We start from the raw sequence: 17,817 nt of genomic DNA on the forward strand, positions 1-17,817 counted from the left end.
TGCGATGCCCGCTCGTCAAATCACCATCATCAACAAACTGGGCCTGCACGCCCGCGCTGCCGCCAAATTCGTCGGGGTCGCAGGCAAGTTTCCCTGCAAGATCAGGGTCGGCCGCACTCCGGAGAGCATGGTCGACGGTAAAAGCATCATGGCCGTGATGATGCTGGCTGCCGGCAAGGGCACCGAGATCCACCTGCACACCGAAGGCGAATTCGAACAGGAAGCGCTTGATGGCCTGATCGAGCTGATCGACAACCGGTTTGATGAGGGCGAATAAGCCCTCGTACAAACGCGGTATCCGTCACCACCAGCCTTGCACGCGCATCCAGCTCAGCCCGTGGGCAATCAGTAGCGCCATACCCGCCAACAGCAGCACGCTCCCGACTGCCAGACGAAATAACCGCACATTGCTGAGCGTGAGGAATCCGGAGCGCATACGCCGCCTTGGGTCCGGCTGCCAGGCTCAGGCCAGAGCGGCCTGATAACGGCGGGACACCTCATCCCAATTGATCACGTTGTAGAACGCATTGATGTATTCGGGACGACGGTTCTGATAGCGCAGGTAGTAAGCGTGCTCCCACACGTCCAGCCCCAGAATCGGCGTGTTGCCGTTCATCAGCGGGCTGTCCTGGTTACCACTGCTTTCCACCACCAGCTTTTTGTCAGGCGTGACGCTCAGCCATGCCCAGCCACTGCCGAAACGGGTCAATGCGGCCTTGGTGAATGCCTCCTTGAAGCTTTCGTAGCCACCCAGTTGCTCATTGATGGCAGACGCGACAGCGCCCGTGGGCAAGCCGCCGCCGCCCGGCACCATGACTTCCCAGAACAACGAGTGATTGGCATGGCCGCCACCCTGATTGATCACCGCTGGACGCAGGTTTTCAGGCAACTGCTGGACACTGGCCACCAGCTTCTCCACCGACCAGTCGGCGAACTCCGTCCCTTCGACCGCGGCATTGAGGTTATTGATGTACGTCTGGTGATGCTTGGTGTAGTGGATTTCCATGGTTTGCGCATCGATATGTGGTTCAAGGGCATCGTATGCGTAAGGCAGTGCAGGCAAGGTGTATGGCATTTCAATGTGCTCCGTAGAAAAGTCCGGAAGGGCTTGCCGAATGGCGCTGTAGCGATGAACGGGTGTGCTCGCTGCCGCTGTTCAGCAACCGATGAGTGCGCGGGTATTCGCCGTGTTCGCTGATGAAACTCAGCAGCTCGGCGTATGTTTTGCTGCTGTGGCGCAAGGCTGCCTCGCGTAACGCGGGCGGGAGGCGTTGATTCTGCATGGTCTGCAACAGGTGCTGGTGGATGGCACACAGGTACTCGACGCTCTCCTCCGGCTGGCCCAGACTCAGGTGCAGATCCGCCAGGTTATGGTGAGAAATCACACAGGCCGCGACCGCTTCATCGACATCCGCCCAGCGCTCGAACAAGACCTGCGCCAACGCCAGCGCCTGAAGGTACAACTCGCGAGCTTCGACCCAATCGCCAAGATTGAAACAGCGATTGGCCAGCTCGATGGTGCGTTTCCAATGCTGCATGAGGTACCTCCAGGAACATTGACTGGGCAGCGACCATGGGCCGGGGCGGGGCGCTCAATCGCGCCAGGTAACGCCCCTCGGCGAGGTAATGCTCGATCAGCCAAGGCTCGTCGGTTTCAAGCGCACAACGAATCCGCAGACTCAAGCCACGCTGGTTTCCAGATAAGACAACTCGTGCAGAACAGACCCCATGATCGCAGTTCATTTTAGAAATGATATTCATTATTAAATGAGATACAGAATCAACACAAGCCCGATCGCTTCACCGCCTTGCGCCGGTGAGCGTGAACATGCTTTGAGGGAGACGTAACACGCGGGTTCGGACGAAGGTTATGGGCGGCCAAAACCGGAGGTGGATGGGTGACGCAGAGCGTCACGAACGGCATTCCCACGCGGGAGCGTGAGGAACGATCAGCCTGACTATCGTGCGGCGCTCCGCGTCGCATGCCTTTCCGGACGCTCTGCGCCCTCTTGACGACGCAGAGCGTCGTGAACTGCATTCCCACGCTGGAGCGTAGGGAACGATAACCTCAACTATCGTGCGGCGCTCCGCGTCGCATGCCTTTCTAGAAGCTCAGCGTCATCCTGGCGACGCAGAGCGTCGTGAACTGCATTCCCACGCTGGAGCGTAGGGAACGATAACCTCAACTATCGTGCGGCGCTCCGCGTCGCATGCCTTTCCGGACGCTCTGCGTCCTCTTGCGACGCAGAGCGTCGAGCACTGCACTCCCACGCTGGAGCGTGCGGAACGACCATCGCAACTATCGTGCGGCGCTCCGCGTCGCATGCCTTTCTAGAAGCTCAGCGTCATCCTGGCGACGCAGAGCGTCGTGAACTGCATTCCCACGCTGGAGCGTAGGGAACGATAACCTCAACTATCGTGCGGCGCTCCGCGTCGCATGCCTTTCCGGACGCTCTGCGTCCTCTTGACGACGCAGAGCGTCGTGAACTGCATTCACACGCGGGAGCGTGAGGAACGATAGCCTGAATCGGGGATCTGTCAGCTCCCCGCCACCATCATGCGCTCGATCAGTACCGAGCCGGTGCGGATGTTGCTGCGCAGCTCAAGATCGCTGCCAACGGCGACGATCTGCTTGAACATGTCGCGCATGTTGCCGGCAATGGTCACTTCCTGAACCGGGAACTGAATCTCGCCGTTTTCGACCCAGAAGCCTGCCGCGCCGCGTGAATAGTCGCCGGTGACCATGTTCAGACCGCTGCCCATCAATTCGGTCACCAGCAGGCCACGTCCCATACGCCGGATCAGCGCAGCCTGGTCGTCCGAGCCATGGCTAACGAACAGGTTGTGCACACCGCCCGCGTTGGCGGTGCTCGGCATGCCCAGCTTGCGGCCGGAATACGTGCTCAACACATAGGAAACCAGATCGCCACCTGCCACGAACGGTTTGGCGAAGGTCGCCAGACCATCGCTGTCGAACGCTGAGCTGCCCATCGCATGCCTGAGGTGCGGGCGCTCATCGATGGTCATCCACTCAGGAAACAGGCGCTCACCCAGCGCGCCTTCGAGGAACGACGACTTGCGATACAGGGTACCCCCGGAAATGGCGCCGAGAAAGCTGCCGAACAGGCCGCCTGCCAGCTCTGCAGCAAACAGCACCGGCACTTCACAGGTCGGCACAGGACGCGCGCCCAGACGGCTCGCTGCACGCAACGCCGCCTTGCGACCAATGCTCTGCGCATCGGCCAGCAGCTCGCCCTGGCGGTTGACGTCATACCAGTAATCGCGCTGCATCTGACCTTCGCCCTCGGCGATCATCACACAGCTGAGGCTGTGCCGCGTTGACGCATAGCCACCGATGAAGCCATTGCTGTTGCCGTACACACGGCAGCCCTGATGGGTATTGAGCGTAGTGCCGTCGGCATTCTTGATGCGGCTGTCGGCATCGAAGGCCGCCGCTTCGCAGAGCAGCGCTTTCTCGATGGCCTGCTCGGGCGTGATGTCCCAGGTGTGATAAAGGTCAAAATCCATAACCTCTTTGGCCATCAGCGCAGCGTCAGCCAGCCCGGAGCTGTCATCTTCGGAGGTGTGTTCGGCAATCGCCAGTGCAGCGGCGACCGTTTCACGAATGGCATCGGCACCGGTTGCCGACGTGCTGGCCGAGCCCTTGCGCTGCCCGACATACAGGGTGATACCAAAGCCCTGATCGCGGTTGAACTCGACGGTTTCAACTTCACGCTGACGGACCGAGGTCGACAGCCCCTGGTCCACCGAGACTGCGACTTCGCAGGCGCTGGCGCCCTGACGCCGGGCTTCGGCAATGATCTGCTCGACCTGTTCCTGCAGCTCGGGCAAGGCTTGTGGGCCGACGCTTTGGGTTGCACTCATGACTTTCTCCATCAAATTCTTCTTTCAGCACAGGCCGAGTACCGACCGGGCCGGACAAGCGGCCCACGACTGGTTATCATGGCGGCGTTTCTTTGCGGACTGCCCCCATGGTTGATTCTTACGACGACTCCCTCGACGGGGAGAAAAGCAAAACCCAGGTCAAACGAGAGCTGCATGCTCTGGTCGACCTCGGCGAGCGACTGACAACACTCAAAGCCGATGTGCTGGCCAAGCTGCCGCTGACCGACGCTTTGCGCAAGGCCCTGGCCGAAGCGCCCAAGCACACGGCGAACATCGCGCGAAAGCGGCACATTCTGTTCATCGGCAAGCTGATGCGCGATCAGGACCAGGAAGCCATTCTGGTGTTGCTGGACCAACTCGATGCCTCCACTCGCCAATACAATGAACGTTTCCACAATCTGGAGCGCTGGCGTGACCGCCTGATCGCGGGCGATGACGCCGACCTCGAGAAATTCGTTGTCGAATACCCCGATGCCGACCGTCAGCAGCTGCGTTCGCTGATCCGTCAGGCGCAACACGAAGTTGCACGCAACAAACCGCCGGCCACCAGCCGCAAAATCTTCAAATACATCCGTGAGCTGGACGAACTTCAACGCGGTCTGCGTTGACTTCGCCCTCGGGGCCGGCGGCAGCAAGCAGCCGGCCCCGACTCACCTTCAGCTACCGGTGCCACCCACGGTAATCGCGTCGATTTTCAGCGTAGGCTGACCCACACCGACCGGCAGCGACTGGCCATCCTTCCCGCATGTGCCGACGCCACTGTCCAGCGACAGATCGTTACCCACCATCGATACCCTGCTCATGGCTTCCGGCCCGTTACCGATCAAGGTCGCGCCTTTGACCGGCGCAGTGATCTTGCCATCTTCGATCAAATAGGCCTCACTGGTCGAAAACACGAACTTGCCGCTGGTGATATCCACCTGACCACCGCCCAGGTTGGCGCAGTAGATGCCGCGCTTCACTGAAGCGATGATTTCCTGTGGATCGCTCTGCCCGCCCAGCATGTAGGTGTTGGTCATGCGCGGCATCGGCAGGTGGGCATAGGACTCGCGACGGCCGTTGCCGGTGCGCGCCACGCCCATCAGGCGTGCATTGAGCTTGTCCTGCATGTAGCCCTTGAGTACGCCGTTCTCGATCAGCGTAGTGCATTCGGTTGGTGTGCCTTCGTCATCGACGCTCAGCGAGCCACGACGCCCCGCCAGGGTGCCGTCGTCGACGATGGTGCAGAGTTTCGACGCAACCATCTCGCCCATGCGCCCGCTGTAGGCCGAGCTGCCCTTGCGGTTGAAGTCACCCTCAAGGCCGTGACCGACCGCTTCGTGCAGCAGCACACCGGACCAGCCAGAGCCGAGTACCACCGGCAAGGTGCCTGCCGGTGCAGGAATCGCTTCCAGGTTGACCAGTGCCTGACGCAGGGCCTCACGGGCGTAGCCCATGGCGCGATCGTCGGTCAGGAAATAACGGTAATCGGTACGCCCGCCGCCGCCATGCCCGCCCCGCTCGCGACGGCCATTCTGCTCGACGATGACACTGACGTTGAAACGCACCAGCGGGCGCACATCGGCGGCCAGGCTGCCATCCGCGGCGGCCACCAGGATGCGCTCCCAGACACCGGCCATGCTCACCGAAACCTGCTGGATACGCGAGTCCAGCGCGCGCGTTGCGACGTCGATGCGCTTGAGCAACTCGACTTTCTCGGCGCGGCTCAGTACTTCCAGCGGGTTGTCCGGGGCATACAACTGTGCCACGTCCTGCGAGGTGAAAGCCTGCACGCGACCATTCTGGCCTGCGCGGGAAATAGAGCGCGCGGCCTGTGCGGCGGTGCGCAGGGCCTCGGCGGTGATCGCGTTGCTGTACGCAAAGCCGGTTTTCTCACCCGACTGGGCACGCACGCCCACGCCTTGATCGAGATTGAAACTGCCTTCCTTGACGATCCCGTCTTCGAGCGACCAGGACTCGGAGATCATGCCCTGAAAATACAGATCGGCCGCGTCGATGCCTGGTCCGGCCAGATCGCCCAGCACGGACTGCAGGCTGTCGAGGTTCAGGCCGCCGGGTGCCAGAAGGTGTTCGCTGACTGAGGACAGATCACTCATATTCACTCCGAAGCAGGCCGCATGGCGTCCTGCGAAAAAAAGCGCCGGTGACTGGACACCGGCATCCGCGCCCGTATGGACGCCTGTTCTTCACTGTCACGTGTGCCCAGCAGTACCGCTTCACCCTGTGCCTGCTCGGCCAGTACGCGGCCCCATGGATCAACGATGGCCGCGTGTCCGTAAGTCTCGCGAGGTCCCGGATGGACCCCGCCCTGTGCCGCCGCCAGCACGTAACACTGGGTTTCGATGGCACGCGCGCGGATCAGAATGTCCCAGTGCGCGGCCCCCGTTACCGCAGTGAACGCTGACGGCGCGGTAATCAGTTCAGCACCGGCTTCACGCAGCGCGGTATACAGTTCGGGAAAGCGCAGGTCATAACAGACGGTCAGCCCCAGACGCCCCACCGGCGTGTCGGCCACCACCACCCTGCTCCCATGAGCATAGTCATCCGATTCACGATAGCGGCCACGGTTGTCAGCGACATCCACATCGAACAGATGCAGTTTGTCATAACGGGCCACCTGCTCACCGTGCTCATCGATCAACAGCGAACACGCCGTCACCTTGCCATCCGGCCGCTCATCCGGCGGCAGTGGCAAGGTTCCGGCAACAATCCATAACTTGAGGTCGCGAGCGGCCAGTTTCAACCATGGCAGGATCGGTCCGTGCCCCTGAGCCTCGGCACGCCCGATATCGGCGACGTCACGGCGCCCCATCGCAACGAAGTTTTCGGGCAGCACCGCCAGCCGCGCGCCACCGTCGGCTGCCTGCTCCAGCAAACGCCGAGCGCTGGCCAGATTGGCCAGGACATCGCTTTGGCTGACCATCTGAATCACCGCGAAGGACATGGCAACCCGCTCCTGAATGAGATGGCCACCACTGTACTCCATGAGACGCTACTGGGGCTTTTCAAATGGCTTGTCGAAGGTGATCTTCGGCTCTTTCCAAGGCCCTTCGACCTTGTATTGCACGCTGGCGAAACGCGCAACCCGGTCGCCCAGCAGCTTGTCGACCAGAAACAGCGCCCCGCCAATGGCCGGCGCGCCGACAATCAGTGCAGCGATAGGCAGGTTGTTGGTGACCGGCAAGGTCACCAGCAGCTTCGCATCGACACGATCGCGGACCATGTCCAGCGTACCGTTGAGCTCCAGATTGCTCGACGGCCCGGTCAGGGTGATCGGGTTGCGCGTCACATAGACACCGTCGCTGGCGACCAACAGCCCTTTGACCCGGTCGTAGCTCAGGCCTTTGCCCAATAGGTCGGAGAAGTCCAGACGCAGACGCCGGCCGATGGAGTTGAAATTCAACAGCCCGAACACCCGCAATGCCTGAGCGCCGCCCTCGACCTCGACAAACTGGCCTCTGTTGAGCGTGGCATCCAGACTGCCGGAATAGCGCTTCAGACCAACCCAGGCAGGCGAACCCGGCCAGCGCCCGTCCACGTTCATCTCGAAGCGTTCACTGGTAACAGTGGGTGCGAAGTTCCAGGCCTTGAGCACATCCGCGAGGTTCTTGCCCGCCAGACGGCCTTTGAACGAACTGCTGCTGTTCCCGGGCGTACCCTCCCAGGTAGCGTCACCCTCCAGCAGAATACCTTTGAGCCCCAGGCTCATGTCCGACATGCGCATGCCGGCAGGCGTCGGCCGGGTTTTCAATGCCCAGGCCCCGAGCAACTGATCGCCCTGAAACAGCTGGGAGATCTTCACGTCCAGCGCAGGGATATTGTGCGGGTCGATATCCGCCAGAGGATCAGGCGCGTTTTCCACCACGGTCGCTGTCGGATCTGATGCAGGCAGTCGAACGTAGAGCATGTTGACGCCGATCGGTGCAGACTTGGCGTCGGGCAGCGTTGCCGTGCCTTTGGCCATTGCGCTGTCCAGCGACAGGGCCCAGGCTGCCGCGTTGCGCTGCAACTGGACACGCACGTCATTGAGTGTGGTGCCCATCGCGGTCAGCTTGCCGATCTGCAGATCAACGCTGTTAAGCAGTTGTTTTGCGTTGCCGCCCGGATCATTCCCGGTGTAGCGAGCGGCCAGTTCCTGCCAGGGCGCGATGTCCAGTTCGGACAACTCTCCACGGATCCGCAAGCCCTTGGCGTCCGGCACGATCGCCCCGCCGCGCCCCAGATAAAGCTCGCCACGACCTTCGGCAAACTTGCCATTCGGTGCTGCGAACGCAAAGTTGGCCTGATCGTTATAGGCCGCGCCGAGCCTGCGCTCCGCGCCTTGCAGGGTCATGCGAAATTCGCTGGGACGCTCCTGCTCGGCGGTCTTGCCAAACGGTGCGGGCAAATCGATCGCCACGCCCTTGAGCGTGGAGTTGATTACCAGCGGGCTGTCCTTGCTGTCCAGAATCAGCTGCAACTGATATGGCAGGTCACCGGAGACCGGCAGCGGTTGGGTCACGTTCAGCCAATCGGTGAGCCGCTTCAAGGTGATTTGTCCGTTCGCCACAATGCGCGTCACGTTGCCGCCAGGCTTGCCCTCGGCGGCGATCTCTGCGGTCACAGGGCGATCGAATGCCTGGGCCTTGATGCCCTTGCCACTCAGCCCGCTGGAGCTGTCAAAACGGAAGTCGCCTTTCAGGCGAGTCAGCTCCAGCACCGGGTCGGCCAGTTTCAAGCGCGCATTGTCGGTGCTGAAGTCCACCACGACCTTTGGCTCGACGCCCTTGGCCAGCGGGATATCCAGCTTCAGCTTACCGTCCAGCGGGCCCTCGCCCTGCCATCCGGCAAACGTGCTGCCCGTACCGATGGGCGCCTGCTGAAGAATCTTCAGGCCGTCGATCAGGTTTCCGGAGAAATTACCGTCCACCAGCAAGTGACTGTCCTGACCTGACGGCACATGAGGAATATTGACCAGCACGTTGCTGACCTTGGTATCCAGCAACTGGCCTTTGCTTGCCTTGACACGTACACCGCTGTTTTCGACGTAGACCTTGCCATCCACCCCGGTCAGCGACGGCCAGCCCGGCTGGAACGCCAGCGTTGCGTTGCTGACATCGAAGAACAGGCTGATGACACGCGCCGTATCGGGCGAGTTCTTGTTCAGCGACCCTTGATACTGGAAGAAACCCTGCTTGACCGCGCCACTGACCACGGCGGTACGCAACCAGTGATCAAGCTCCGGACTGAGCGCGGTCGGCAGGTACTTGCTGGTGTAACGGCCGTCGCCGTCGACCATACCGACCCGCAGGTCCATGTAGTCTTCCTGATCATGATTGAGATGAATCTTGATCAGAAAGTCCGCCGCAATCTTGCCTTCGTCGCCGAGCACCTTGATGTACGGGGCAATCAGCGTGAATGCCTGATCATCCAGTTTCCAGGTCAGACGGGCATTGGCCTTCTGGTAATGCCAGGGTTTGGCGAAGATCGGGTCCAGGTGCAGCATGAAGTCATCGGTGTCGAGGCGCAGCTCGCCCTGCCCCAGATCGCCGCTGATGGCACCGCTGACATTTCCGGCCGCAGGCGCTCCGCGATACGCGTTGAAACCCACCTTGTCCAGATTGGCCGCAAAGCTCAGGCGCTGGTCACCGATTGCCTGTGGCCGGTAGTCGAGCAGCACGTTATGCAGCCCGCCTGTCACCTTGAGGCCGTCGACCACTGCCATGGCCTTGTCAGGCAGGGGCGCGAGCGAGTCGATCAGCGGCGTGACGGGGGTCAGGTCCAGACGATCCGCCTGTACGTGCCAGAGCTCTTCGCTGTCAGGCGTCGCGGCGGTTTGCGTCAGTTGCACACGACTTTCCCAACGCGCGTCGCCAAGGCTCATCGCCAGTGAATCGAGGTTCAGGTCGAAACCTGTTTCAGTGCGTGCAAACCATGCGTTCAGCGCAAGGTTATTGATCGTCGACGGTTTGCGACCGGCATAAACGCCTTTGACCTGTGGTGCATTGAGGCGCGTGGTCGCGCTTTGCACGGTGCCCTTGCCCCAACTCAACCAGACCTCGCCGCCGGCCTGCAGCTTCGCCAGCGTCCATTCGCGCGTAAGGCTTTTCGGCAGCCACCTGGCCCAGTCGCTTTGCGGCAGGCTGGCGTAGATATCGGCCTCGCCGTCCTTCCACTGACTGGCCTGGATGCGCGAGCGCACGTTCAGCGCGACCGGCTGACCATCCGGCAGAGTCAGGCGTGCGTCAAGTCGCTGGGCATAGCTGCCGGTGTCCAGGCTGAGGTTTACATAGGTGAGGGTCAGCGGCGCAGCGTCAAACGGTTGCACCGTGACCTGGCTGTCGAGCAACGACACATGCGCGACCATCTGCATCTGCTTGAGCGCCTGCTCGGGATCGAACGGGCTGTCGTTGTGCACCGGCAAGCCCTGAATCGACCACGCGCCGTCCTTGTCCTGCCTGAGGCTGAACTGCAGGCCGTCCACTTCAAGATGAGCGATGCGCACGTCACGCGCCAGCAGGCTTTCCCAAAGGTCGGGAACCACCCTTACGCGATCCAGACGCAGAGCACTGGCACCCTCGCCGACCATCACGTCGTGGGCCAGCAGTACCGGGGCAAAGCGGCTCCAGCTACCTTCCAGACTGCCGATGCTCAGCGGTATGCCCAGCGCGCTGCTGGCACGGGTTTCCACATCGACACGGTATTCGGCAACCAGCGGCGTCAACTGACGGCCGAGGCTCACGTACAGCGCCGCAAGCACCAGAATCAGTGCGCACAGGCTCAGCCCCCAGCGGGTCAGGGTTGCAACGAGGCGAGGAAGACGTCCCATCTCAGGAGGTCCTCCACTGCGGGGTGCAAAGAGCAGAATCGGCGAACGGAGTCAGGCTCGGATGCGCAGGTGCGGTCAGGTACAGGTTTTGCTCATTCGCCACGCATCATTCTCGATAAAACGGCATACCTGCCAGAAACCCGTAGGGCACTTGTCATAGATTTCAAACGATCAGCACCCTCAGAGCAGCACCACGTCGTATTGTTCCTGCGAGTACATGGTTTCTACCTGAAAACGGATAGTGCGGCCAATAAAGCTCTCCAGTTCAGCCACGTTGCCGGACTCCTCGTCGAGCAGGCGATCCACCACGCGCTGATTGGCCAGAACGCGATAGCCCACTGCCTGATAGGCCCTGGCCTCGCGCAGGATTTCCCGGAAGATTTCGTAGCAGATGGTCTCGGGGGTCTTCAGCTTGCCCCGCCCTGCGCAGCAATGACACGGTTCGCACAGCACCTGTTCGAGACTTTCGCGGGTGCGCTTGCGGGTCATCTGCACCAGACCCAGCTCGGTGATGCCGATGATGTTGGTCTTGGCGTGATCGCGTTCCAGCTGTTTCTCCAGCGTGCGCAGCACCTGACGCTGGTGTTCACCGTCTTCCATGTCGATGAAATCGATGATGATGATGCCGCCCAGATTGCGCAGGCGCAGCTGCCGGGCGATGGCCGTGGCAGCTTCCAGATTGGTCTTGAAGATGGTTTCTTCGAGGTTGCGATGCCCTACGAACGCGCCGGTGTTGACGTCGATGGTGCTCATCGCTTCGGCTGGATCGATTACCAGATAGCCGCCCGACTTGAGCGGCACCTTGCGCTCGAGGGCCTTCTGGATTTCGTCCTCGACCCCATAGAGGTCGAAGATCGGCCGCTCGCCCGGATAGTGCTCGAGCCTGTCGGCTATTTCCGGCATCAGCTCGGCGACGAACTGGGTGGTTTTCTGAAAAGTTTCCCGCGAGTCGATACGGATCTTCTCGATGCGCGGGCTGACCAGATCGCGCAAGGTGCGCAGCGCCAGGCCCAGGTCTTCGTAAATCACCGTGGGCGGGCTGACCGTCTTGATCTGCTCGCCGATCTGGTCCCAGAGCCTGCGCAGATAACGGATGTCCATGAGGATTTCATCAGCCCCGGCGCCTTCGGCAGCGGTGCGCAGAATGAAACCTCCGGCTTCCTTGATACCTTCCTGGGCAACACAATCACTGACCACTTTCTTGAGTCGTTCGCGCTCGGCTTCGTCCTCGATTTTCAGCGAGATGCCCACATGCGCCGTGCGCGGCATGTACACCAGATAACGCGACGGAATGGAGAGTTGCGTGGTCAGCCGTGCGCCCTTGCTGCCGATCGGGTCTTTGGTGACTTGCACGACAAGGCTCTGGCCATCATGTACCAGCGACGCAATGCTCTCGACCGCCGGCCCTTCACGCATGGATATTTCCGATGCATGAATGAACGCCGCGCGATCCAGACCAATGTCGATGAACGCCGCCTGCATGCCGGGAAGCACCCGCACAACCTTGCCTTTGTAGATATTGCCGACGATGCCGCGACGCTGGGTACGCTCGACATGCACTTCTTGCAGAACCCCGTTTTCCACCACGGCCACGCGCGATTCCATCGGCGTGATGTTGATCAGAATCTCTTCACTCATGACTTGTCACCTTCCAGGCATTGCCAGCAGGGTATGCCGAAATGGCCAAGCAGTTCTGCGGTTTCGCACAGGGGCAGACCCACCACCCCAGAATAGCTGCCTTGCAGGCCCTCGACGAAAATCGCTGCCAACCCCTGGATGGCATAGCCGCCAGCCTTGTCGGCGGGCTCGCCACTGGTCCAGTAGGCCTGAGCTTCATGGATTTGAATCGGGCGAAAGCGCACACGACTGGTAACAATACGGGTGTCGCTGCGTTGCCGATCACAGAGCGCGACAGCCGTCAGCACTTGATGCTCGCGCCCGGACAGGGCCATGAGCATGGCCTGGGCATCCGCTTCATCGACCGGCTTGCCGAGAATGCGTCCATCGAGCACCACCGCCGTGTCGGCCCCCATCACGCAGGCCTGTTGTTCGGCTGGCAGCAGGGACAGCCCGGCCTGAGCCTTGCCCAGCGCAAGACGCTCGACATAGGCAGCCGGGGTTTCATGGTCGAAGGGGGTTTCGTCGATCTGAGCGCTCAGTACGGTAAAGGGCACACCGATCTGAGTCAGAAGTTCGCGGCGGCGCGGCGAGCCAGAAGCCAGATAAAGCGAGGGCATAAGGACATCTCCGTGTCTGTGCGGGTGAGCGCGAACAACGCAGCGGGGCGTCGCGCTCACCTTGCGCTTAATTGATTTTCAAACGTTTGCGCAATCCACGCAGGCCATAACTGATCCAGGGCCACAACAGAGCACTGACCAACGCGGGCAGCACCAGCGCCAGCGTTGGCTGACGGTTGCCGGTCAGCGCGCTGAGCCAGAGTTGCGCAAGCTGTGCCAGACCGAATACCACCAGCAGCACCAGGCATTGTTGCCACATGGGAAACATGCGCAGGCGCTGCTGCAAGGACATCACCAGAAAGGTGATCAGACTGAGGATCAGGGCATTCTGGCCGAGCAATGTGCCGTACAGCACATCCTCCATCAGGCCCAGTATCCACGCGGTGGTCATGCCGTATTTGTGCGGCAGCGCCAGAACCCAGAAGGTCAGCAGCAGGGCCAGCCACAGTGGCCGGAAGATTTCCATGAATTGCGGCAGCGGCGAAACGCTCAGCAGCAGACCGATCGCAAACGTCAGCCAGACCACCCAGCCATTGCGCCCGGAAACATGACTAACCATCGATAGGCTCCCGGGCAGTGGAAGGTCGTGAAGCAGGCGGCTGTGACGCCGCAGGCCGGGCAGCAGGCCTTGCCGGTGTCGCGGGCGTGGCCGCCGGTGCAGGTGCAGGTGCAGGTGTTGCCGATTGCGCTGCAGGCTTGTGCGTCAGCGTACTGCCCGGAAAGACCGGAACGACGGCCTGCGGCCACATCGGGAAGGCGGGTGTCGGCGGCGGCAGTGTCGCCATCACGGAGGGCTCGACGCCCTTGTCGAGGGATTCCTGTGCTTGCGCGGCATCGGCAGCGCGCTCTTCCGGCGAGCGCCCGTCGGAGAACACCAGCAACAGATAGCGACTGCGATTCAGCGCAGCGGTCGGCACTGCACGAACGATCGCAAACGGCTGGCCGGAGTCGTGAATCACTTCCTTGACCGTCGCCACCGGGTAACCGGCCGGGAAACGCTGCCCAAGGCCCGAACTGACCAGCAGGTCGCCTTCCTTGATGTCTGCAGTGTCCGCCACATGCCGAAGCTCCAGACGCTCCGGGTTACCGGTGCCGCTGGCGATGGCACGCAGACCGTTGCGGTTGACCTGCACCGGGATGCTGTGGGTGGTGTCAGTCAGCAACAAGACGCGTGAGGTATAGGGCATCAACTCGACCACCTGCCCCATCAGGCCGCGCGCATCGAGCACAGGCTGGCCGAGCACCACGCCGTCGCGTTCGCCCTTGTTGATGATGATGCGATGGGTGAAGGGGTTCGGGTCCATGCCGATCAGCTCGGCGACCTCGACCTTTTCGTTGACCAGCGCCGAGGAGTTCAGCAACTCACGCAGCCGAACGTTCTGCTCGGTCAGTGCCGCCAGCTTTTGCAGGCGACCTTGCAGGAGCAGGGCTTCGGTCTTGAGTTTTTCGTTTTCGGCGATCAGCTCTGTGCGGCTGCCGAACTGGCTGGCGACGCCTTGATACAGACGCTGCGGCAGGTCGACGATCCAGTAGGACTGCATGAGCACCATCGACATCTGGCTGCGCACGGGCTTGAGGATCGTAAAGCGGGCGTCGACAACCATCAACGCAACCGACAGAACGGCCAGCACCAGCAGACGTACACCCAGCGACGGGCCTTTTGAGAAAAGCGGTTTAATAGGCCGCTCCTCCGGGGCATGCGATCGTTGGATCGAACTTCGATTGGCAATTATTCATGCGGTATGTAACCGGCCTGGACAAATGAAAGAGATAGGCACCCTGTTTCGGCGTCAGCCTGAAGCATACAGGTAGCATATCCGCCACCTGCATACAAAAGACTCCGTGAAAGGCACCCCGGCGAATTATTCGCTGGAGAGCAGATCCATGGTGTGCTTATCCATCATTTCCAGCGCACGGCCACCGCCACGCGCTACACAGGTCAGCGGGTCTTCGGCGACGATCACCGGCAGACCGGTTTCCTGAGCCAGCAACTTGTCCAGATCACGCAGCAGCGCACCACCACCGGTCAGGACCAGACCACGCTCGGCGATGTCCGAGGCCAGTTCCGGAGGCGATTGCTCCAGAGCGCTCTTGACCGCCTGAACGATGGTCGCCAGCGACTCCTGCAGTGCCTCGAGCACTTCGTTGGAGTTCAGGGTGAACGCACGTGGAACGCCTTCAGCCAGGTTGCGGCCACGCACGTCGACTTCACGTACTTCACCGCCCGGATAGGCAGTACCGATTTCCTGCTTGATGCGCTCGGCAGTCGATTCGCCGATCAGGCTGCCGTAGTTGCGGCGCACGTAGGTGATGATCGCTTCGTCGAAACGGTCACCGCCAACACGGACGGATTCGGCATACACCACACCGTTCAGGGAGATCAGGGCAATTTCGGTGGTGCCGCCGCCGATGTCGACAACCATCGAACCGCGAGCTTCTTCCACCGGCAGACCGGCACCGATTGCAGCGGCCATTGGCTCTTCGATCAGGAAGACTTCGCGTGCGCCTGCACCCAGGGCCGACTCGCGAATCGCGCGACGCTCAACCTGGGTGGATTTGCACGGAACGCAGATCAGCACACGAGGGCTGGGCTGCAGAAAGCTGTTTTCATGAACCTTGTTGATGAAGTACTGCAACATTTTTTCGCAGACGCTGAAGTCGGCGATAACGCCGTCTTTCATTGGACGAATGGCTGCGATGTTGCCTGGAGTACGGCCCAGCATGCGCTTGGCTTCGGTACCGACGGCCACGACACTCTTCTGGTTGCCGTGAGTACGAATGGCAACGACAGAGGGTTCATTCAGAACGATACCGCGCTCACGCACGTAAATAAGGGTGTTGGCAGTGCCCAGGTCGATGGATAGATCACTGGAAAACATGCCACGCAGTTTCTTGAACATGGGAAAGGGACCCTAGGGAACGCGTGGTAAAAAAAGTGCGGCAAACTCTAACAACGACAGGGATTTTGGGCAAGGAGCCAATATGCTAAATTGGCGGTTTTCCGAACACCACCCTCGACGTTAGCGGCTTGAGACAGTAATAACGCGATAGTGTTCCGCAATTGGCAACAAAGCAAATCCATAAGCATTCCACTGGAGATACCCCATGGCGCTTGAACGCTCCGACGTGGAAAAGATCGCTCATCTGGCCCGACTGGGTCTCAATGACGCCGATATCCCGCGTACCACCGAAGCACTGAACAGCATTCTTGGGCTGGTCGATCAGATGCAAGCGGTCGACACCGCTGGCATCGAGCCGCTGGCTCACCCGCTGGAAGCCACCCAGCGCCTGCGCGAAGACGCCGTCACCGAGCGAAATCGCCGTGACACTTACCAAGCCATCGCACCAGCGGTCCAAGACGGCCTCTATCTGGTTCCGAAAGTCATCGAGTAAGGGAAAGCGCCTGCATGCACCAAATGACTCTGGCCGAGATCGCTCGCGGACTCGCCGATAAAAAGTTTTCTTCCGAAGAGCTGACTCGTGTTCTGCTGTCGCGCATCGCGACGCTCGACCCGCAGCTCAACAGCTTCATCAGCCTCACCGAAGACCTGGCCATCACCCAGGCGCAGGCGGCAGACGCGCGCCGTGCCGCCGGTGAAAACGGCCCGTTGCTCGGTGCTCCGCTGGCCCACAAGGACCTGTTCTGCACCCAGGGCATCCGCACCAGTTGCGGCTCGCTGATGCTCGACAATTTCAAGGCACCCTACGACGCCACGGTCGTGTCGCGTCTGGCATCGGCCGGCACAGTGACGCTGGGCAAGACCAACATGGACGAATTCGCCATGGGTTCGGCCAACGAATCCAGCCATTACGGCGCGGTGAAAAACCCGTGGAACCTGGAATGCGTCCCTGGTGGCTCTTCGGGTGGTTCGGCAGCCGCGGTCGCTGCACGCCTGTTGCCTGCCGCAACCGGCACCGACACCGGCGGCTCGATTCGCCAGCCTGCAGCACTGACCAACCTCACGGGCCTCAAGCCGACCTACGGCCGCGTATCGCGCTGGGGCATGATTGCCTACGCGTCCAGCCTCGATCAGGCGGGGCCGATGGCACGCACGGCCGAAGACTGTGCGCTGCTGCTGCAAGGCATGGCCGGTTTCGACCCGCAGGACTCCACCAGCATCGACGAACCGGTTCCGGACTACTCCGCCAGCCTCAATACCTCGCTCAAGGGCCTGCGTATCGGTGTGCCGAAAGAGTATTTCAGCGCAGGCCTTGACCCGCGCATCGCGCAACTGGTGCATGAAAGCGTCAAGGAGCTGGAAAAACTCGGCGCGATCGTCAAGGAAGTCAGCCTGCCGAACCTGCAACACGCGATCCCGGCCTACTACGTCATCGCCCCGGCTGAAGCCTCGTCCAACCTGTCGCGTTTCGACGGTGTGCGTTTCGGCTACCGCTGCGAAGACCCGAAAGACCTGACCGACCTGTACAAGCGCTCGCGCGCCGAAGGCTTCGGCCCGGAAGTCCAGCGACGCATCATGGTAGGCGCCTACGCGCTGTCAGCGGGTTACTACGACGCCTACTACCTGCAGGCGCAGAAAATCCGTCGCCTGATCAAGAACGATTTCATGAACGCGTTCGCCGATGTCGACGTGATTCTCGGTCCGACCACGCCCAACCCGGCCTGGAAAATCGGCGCCAAGACCCACGAACCGATTGCCGAATACCTGGAAGACTTCTACACCATCACCGCCAACCTGGCGGGCCTGCCCGGCTTGTCCATGCCTGCGGGCTTCGTCGACGGCCTGCCGGTCGGCGTGCAGCTGCTCGCTCCGTATTTCCAGGAAGGCCGCCTCTTGAATGTGGCGCATCAGTATCAGCAAGTCACCGACTGGCACACTCGCGCACCTGAAGGCTTCTGAGGAGAAA

The 17,817-nt window shown here is 61.2% G+C and carries 16 protein-coding genes; 4 read left to right on the plus strand and 12 right to left on the minus strand.

Features of this window, described 5'->3' with window-relative positions:
* Nucleotides 1-4 precede the first annotated feature (4 nt).
* Nucleotides 5-277: an HPr family phosphocarrier protein gene (locus KBY08_RS06245; protein WP_003400240.1), complete on the plus strand. Its 273-nt coding sequence runs from the start codon at nt 5-7 to the stop codon at nt 275-277.
* Between the two features lie 24 nt (nt 278-301).
* Here KBY08_RS06245 and KBY08_RS26380 read toward each other — a convergent pair whose 3' ends face one another.
* The 4 genes from KBY08_RS26380 to pmbA form a co-directional block, all read right to left on the minus strand.
* A complete protein-coding gene (locus KBY08_RS26380) occupies nt 302-436 on the minus strand; it encodes a hypothetical protein (protein ID WP_003400238.1) in 135 nt (44 codons plus the stop codon).
* A 27-nt stretch (nt 437-463) separates the two neighbouring features.
* Nucleotides 464-1,075 carry a superoxide dismutase gene (locus KBY08_RS06250; RefSeq protein WP_011268863.1) on the minus strand — a complete coding sequence of 204 codons (612 nt, stop codon included), beginning with the start codon at nt 1,073-1,075 and terminating at the stop codon, nt 464-466.
* Nucleotide 1,076: 1 nt separating this feature from the next.
* The gene (locus KBY08_RS06255) at nt 1,077-1,538 is read right to left on the minus strand and encodes a tetratricopeptide repeat protein (RefSeq protein ID WP_060406347.1); all 462 of its coding nucleotides are present in this window, start codon (nt 1,536-1,538) and stop codon (nt 1,077-1,079) included.
* A gap of 1,000 nt (nt 1,539-2,538) precedes the next feature.
* Nucleotides 2,539-3,885 carry a metalloprotease PmbA gene (pmbA, locus tag KBY08_RS06265; protein ID WP_111522124.1) on the minus strand — a complete coding sequence of 449 codons (1,347 nt, stop codon included), beginning with the start codon at nt 3,883-3,885 and terminating at the stop codon, nt 2,539-2,541.
* Between the two features lie 107 nt (nt 3,886-3,992).
* Between pmbA and yjgA the strand changes: the two genes are divergently transcribed.
* A complete protein-coding gene (yjgA, locus tag KBY08_RS06270; RefSeq protein ID WP_003364101.1) occupies nt 3,993-4,514 on the plus strand; it encodes a ribosome biogenesis factor YjgA in 522 nt (173 codons plus the stop codon).
* 48 nt (nt 4,515-4,562) lie between these two features.
* On the opposite strand, the gene tldD is transcribed toward yjgA, so the two are convergent.
* The 8 genes from tldD to mreB all read right to left on the minus strand — a co-directional run bounded on the left by tldD (nt 4,563) and on the right by mreB (nt 15,851).
* A complete protein-coding gene (tldD, locus tag KBY08_RS06275) occupies nt 4,563-6,002 on the minus strand; it encodes a metalloprotease TldD (protein WP_003400228.1) in 1,440 nt (479 codons plus the stop codon).
* Between the two features lie 2 nt (nt 6,003-6,004).
* Nucleotides 6,005-6,850 carry a carbon-nitrogen hydrolase family protein gene (locus KBY08_RS06280; RefSeq protein WP_111522105.1) on the minus strand — a complete coding sequence of 282 codons (846 nt, stop codon included), beginning with the start codon at nt 6,848-6,850 and terminating at the stop codon, nt 6,005-6,007.
* A 48-nt stretch (nt 6,851-6,898) separates the two neighbouring features.
* A complete protein-coding gene (locus tag KBY08_RS06285; RefSeq protein WP_024659425.1) occupies nt 6,899-10,714 on the minus strand; it encodes a YhdP family protein in 3,816 nt (1,271 codons plus the stop codon).
* A gap of 180 nt (nt 10,715-10,894) precedes the next feature.
* Nucleotides 10,895-12,352 carry a ribonuclease G gene (rng, locus tag KBY08_RS06290; protein WP_003364105.1) on the minus strand — a complete coding sequence of 486 codons (1,458 nt, stop codon included), beginning with the start codon at nt 12,350-12,352 and terminating at the stop codon, nt 10,895-10,897.
* Nucleotides 12,349-12,951, minus strand: coding sequence for a Maf family protein (locus KBY08_RS06295; RefSeq protein ID WP_024659424.1), 603 nt, complete (start codon nt 12,949-12,951; stop codon nt 12,349-12,351). Before KBY08_RS06295 ends, rng begins: the two co-directional genes overlap by 4 nt.
* Before the next feature lie 67 nt (nt 12,952-13,018).
* The gene (gene mreD, locus KBY08_RS06300) at nt 13,019-13,510 is read right to left on the minus strand and encodes a rod shape-determining protein MreD (protein ID WP_003364106.1); all 492 of its coding nucleotides are present in this window, start codon (nt 13,508-13,510) and stop codon (nt 13,019-13,021) included.
* Nucleotides 13,503-14,582, minus strand: a complete 1,080-nt coding sequence (mreC, locus tag KBY08_RS06305; protein WP_024651008.1) for a rod shape-determining protein MreC — start codon at nt 14,580-14,582, stop codon at nt 13,503-13,505. Before mreC ends, mreD begins: the two co-directional genes overlap by 8 nt.
* Nucleotides 14,583-14,813: 231 nt before the next feature.
* The gene (mreB, locus tag KBY08_RS06310; RefSeq protein ID WP_002555108.1) at nt 14,814-15,851 is read right to left on the minus strand and encodes a rod shape-determining protein MreB; all 1,038 of its coding nucleotides are present in this window, start codon (nt 15,849-15,851) and stop codon (nt 14,814-14,816) included.
* A gap of 205 nt (nt 15,852-16,056) precedes the next feature.
* Here mreB and gatC point away from each other — a divergent pair, with 205 nt between their 5' ends.
* Both gatC and gatA read left to right on the plus strand, forming a co-directional pair.
* Nucleotides 16,057-16,344 carry an Asp-tRNA(Asn)/Glu-tRNA(Gln) amidotransferase subunit GatC gene (gene gatC / locus KBY08_RS06315; protein ID WP_003400217.1) on the plus strand — a complete coding sequence of 96 codons (288 nt, stop codon included), beginning with the start codon at nt 16,057-16,059 and terminating at the stop codon, nt 16,342-16,344.
* A gap of 14 nt (nt 16,345-16,358) precedes the next feature.
* Nucleotides 16,359-17,810, plus strand: a complete 1,452-nt coding sequence (gene gatA / locus KBY08_RS06320; RefSeq protein ID WP_024659423.1) for an Asp-tRNA(Asn)/Glu-tRNA(Gln) amidotransferase subunit GatA — start codon at nt 16,359-16,361, stop codon at nt 17,808-17,810.
* Nucleotides 17,811-17,817 lie beyond the last annotated feature (7 nt).

It is taken from the genome of Pseudomonas sp. P135, from assembly GCF_020312125.1.
Lineage (GTDB): Bacteria > Pseudomonadota > Gammaproteobacteria > Pseudomonadales > Pseudomonadaceae > Aquipseudomonas > Aquipseudomonas fragariae.

What these genes read in the sequence shown, in the direction of transcription:
- KBY08_RS06245 (WP_003400240.1), top strand. Translation starts at nt 5, where the DNA reads ATGCCCGCTCGTCAAATCACCATCATCAACAAACTGGGCCTGCACGCC.
- KBY08_RS26380 (WP_003400238.1), bottom strand. Translation starts at nt 436, where the DNA reads ATGCGCTCCGGATTCCTCACGCTCAGCAATGTGCGGTTATTTCGTCTG.
- KBY08_RS06250 (WP_011268863.1), bottom strand. Translation starts at nt 1,075, where the DNA reads ATGCCATACACCTTGCCTGCACTGCCTTACGCATACGATGCCCTTGAA.
- KBY08_RS06255 (WP_060406347.1), bottom strand. Translation starts at nt 1,538, where the DNA reads ATGCAGCATTGGAAACGCACCATCGAGCTGGCCAATCGCTGTTTCAAT.
- pmbA (WP_111522124.1), bottom strand. Translation starts at nt 3,885, where the DNA reads ATGAGTGCAACCCAAAGCGTCGGCCCACAAGCCTTGCCCGAGCTGCAG.
- yjgA (WP_003364101.1), top strand. Translation starts at nt 3,993, where the DNA reads ATGGTTGATTCTTACGACGACTCCCTCGACGGGGAGAAAAGCAAAACC.
- tldD (WP_003400228.1), bottom strand. Translation starts at nt 6,002, where the DNA reads ATGAGTGATCTGTCCTCAGTCAGCGAACACCTTCTGGCACCCGGCGGC.
- KBY08_RS06280 (WP_111522105.1), bottom strand. Translation starts at nt 6,850, where the DNA reads ATGTCCTTCGCGGTGATTCAGATGGTCAGCCAAAGCGATGTCCTGGCC.
- KBY08_RS06285 (WP_024659425.1), bottom strand. Translation starts at nt 10,714, where the DNA reads ATGGGACGTCTTCCTCGCCTCGTTGCAACCCTGACCCGCTGGGGGCTG.
- rng (WP_003364105.1), bottom strand. Translation starts at nt 12,352, where the DNA reads ATGAGTGAAGAGATTCTGATCAACATCACGCCGATGGAATCGCGCGTG.
- KBY08_RS06295 (WP_024659424.1), bottom strand. Translation starts at nt 12,951, where the DNA reads ATGCCCTCGCTTTATCTGGCTTCTGGCTCGCCGCGCCGCCGCGAACTT.
- mreD (WP_003364106.1), bottom strand. Translation starts at nt 13,510, where the DNA reads ATGGTTAGTCATGTTTCCGGGCGCAATGGCTGGGTGGTCTGGCTGACG.
- mreB (WP_002555108.1), bottom strand. Translation starts at nt 15,851, where the DNA reads ATGTTCAAGAAACTGCGTGGCATGTTTTCCAGTGATCTATCCATCGAC.
- gatC (WP_003400217.1), top strand. Translation starts at nt 16,057, where the DNA reads ATGGCGCTTGAACGCTCCGACGTGGAAAAGATCGCTCATCTGGCCCGA.
- gatA (WP_024659423.1), top strand. Translation starts at nt 16,359, where the DNA reads ATGCACCAAATGACTCTGGCCGAGATCGCTCGCGGACTCGCCGATAAA.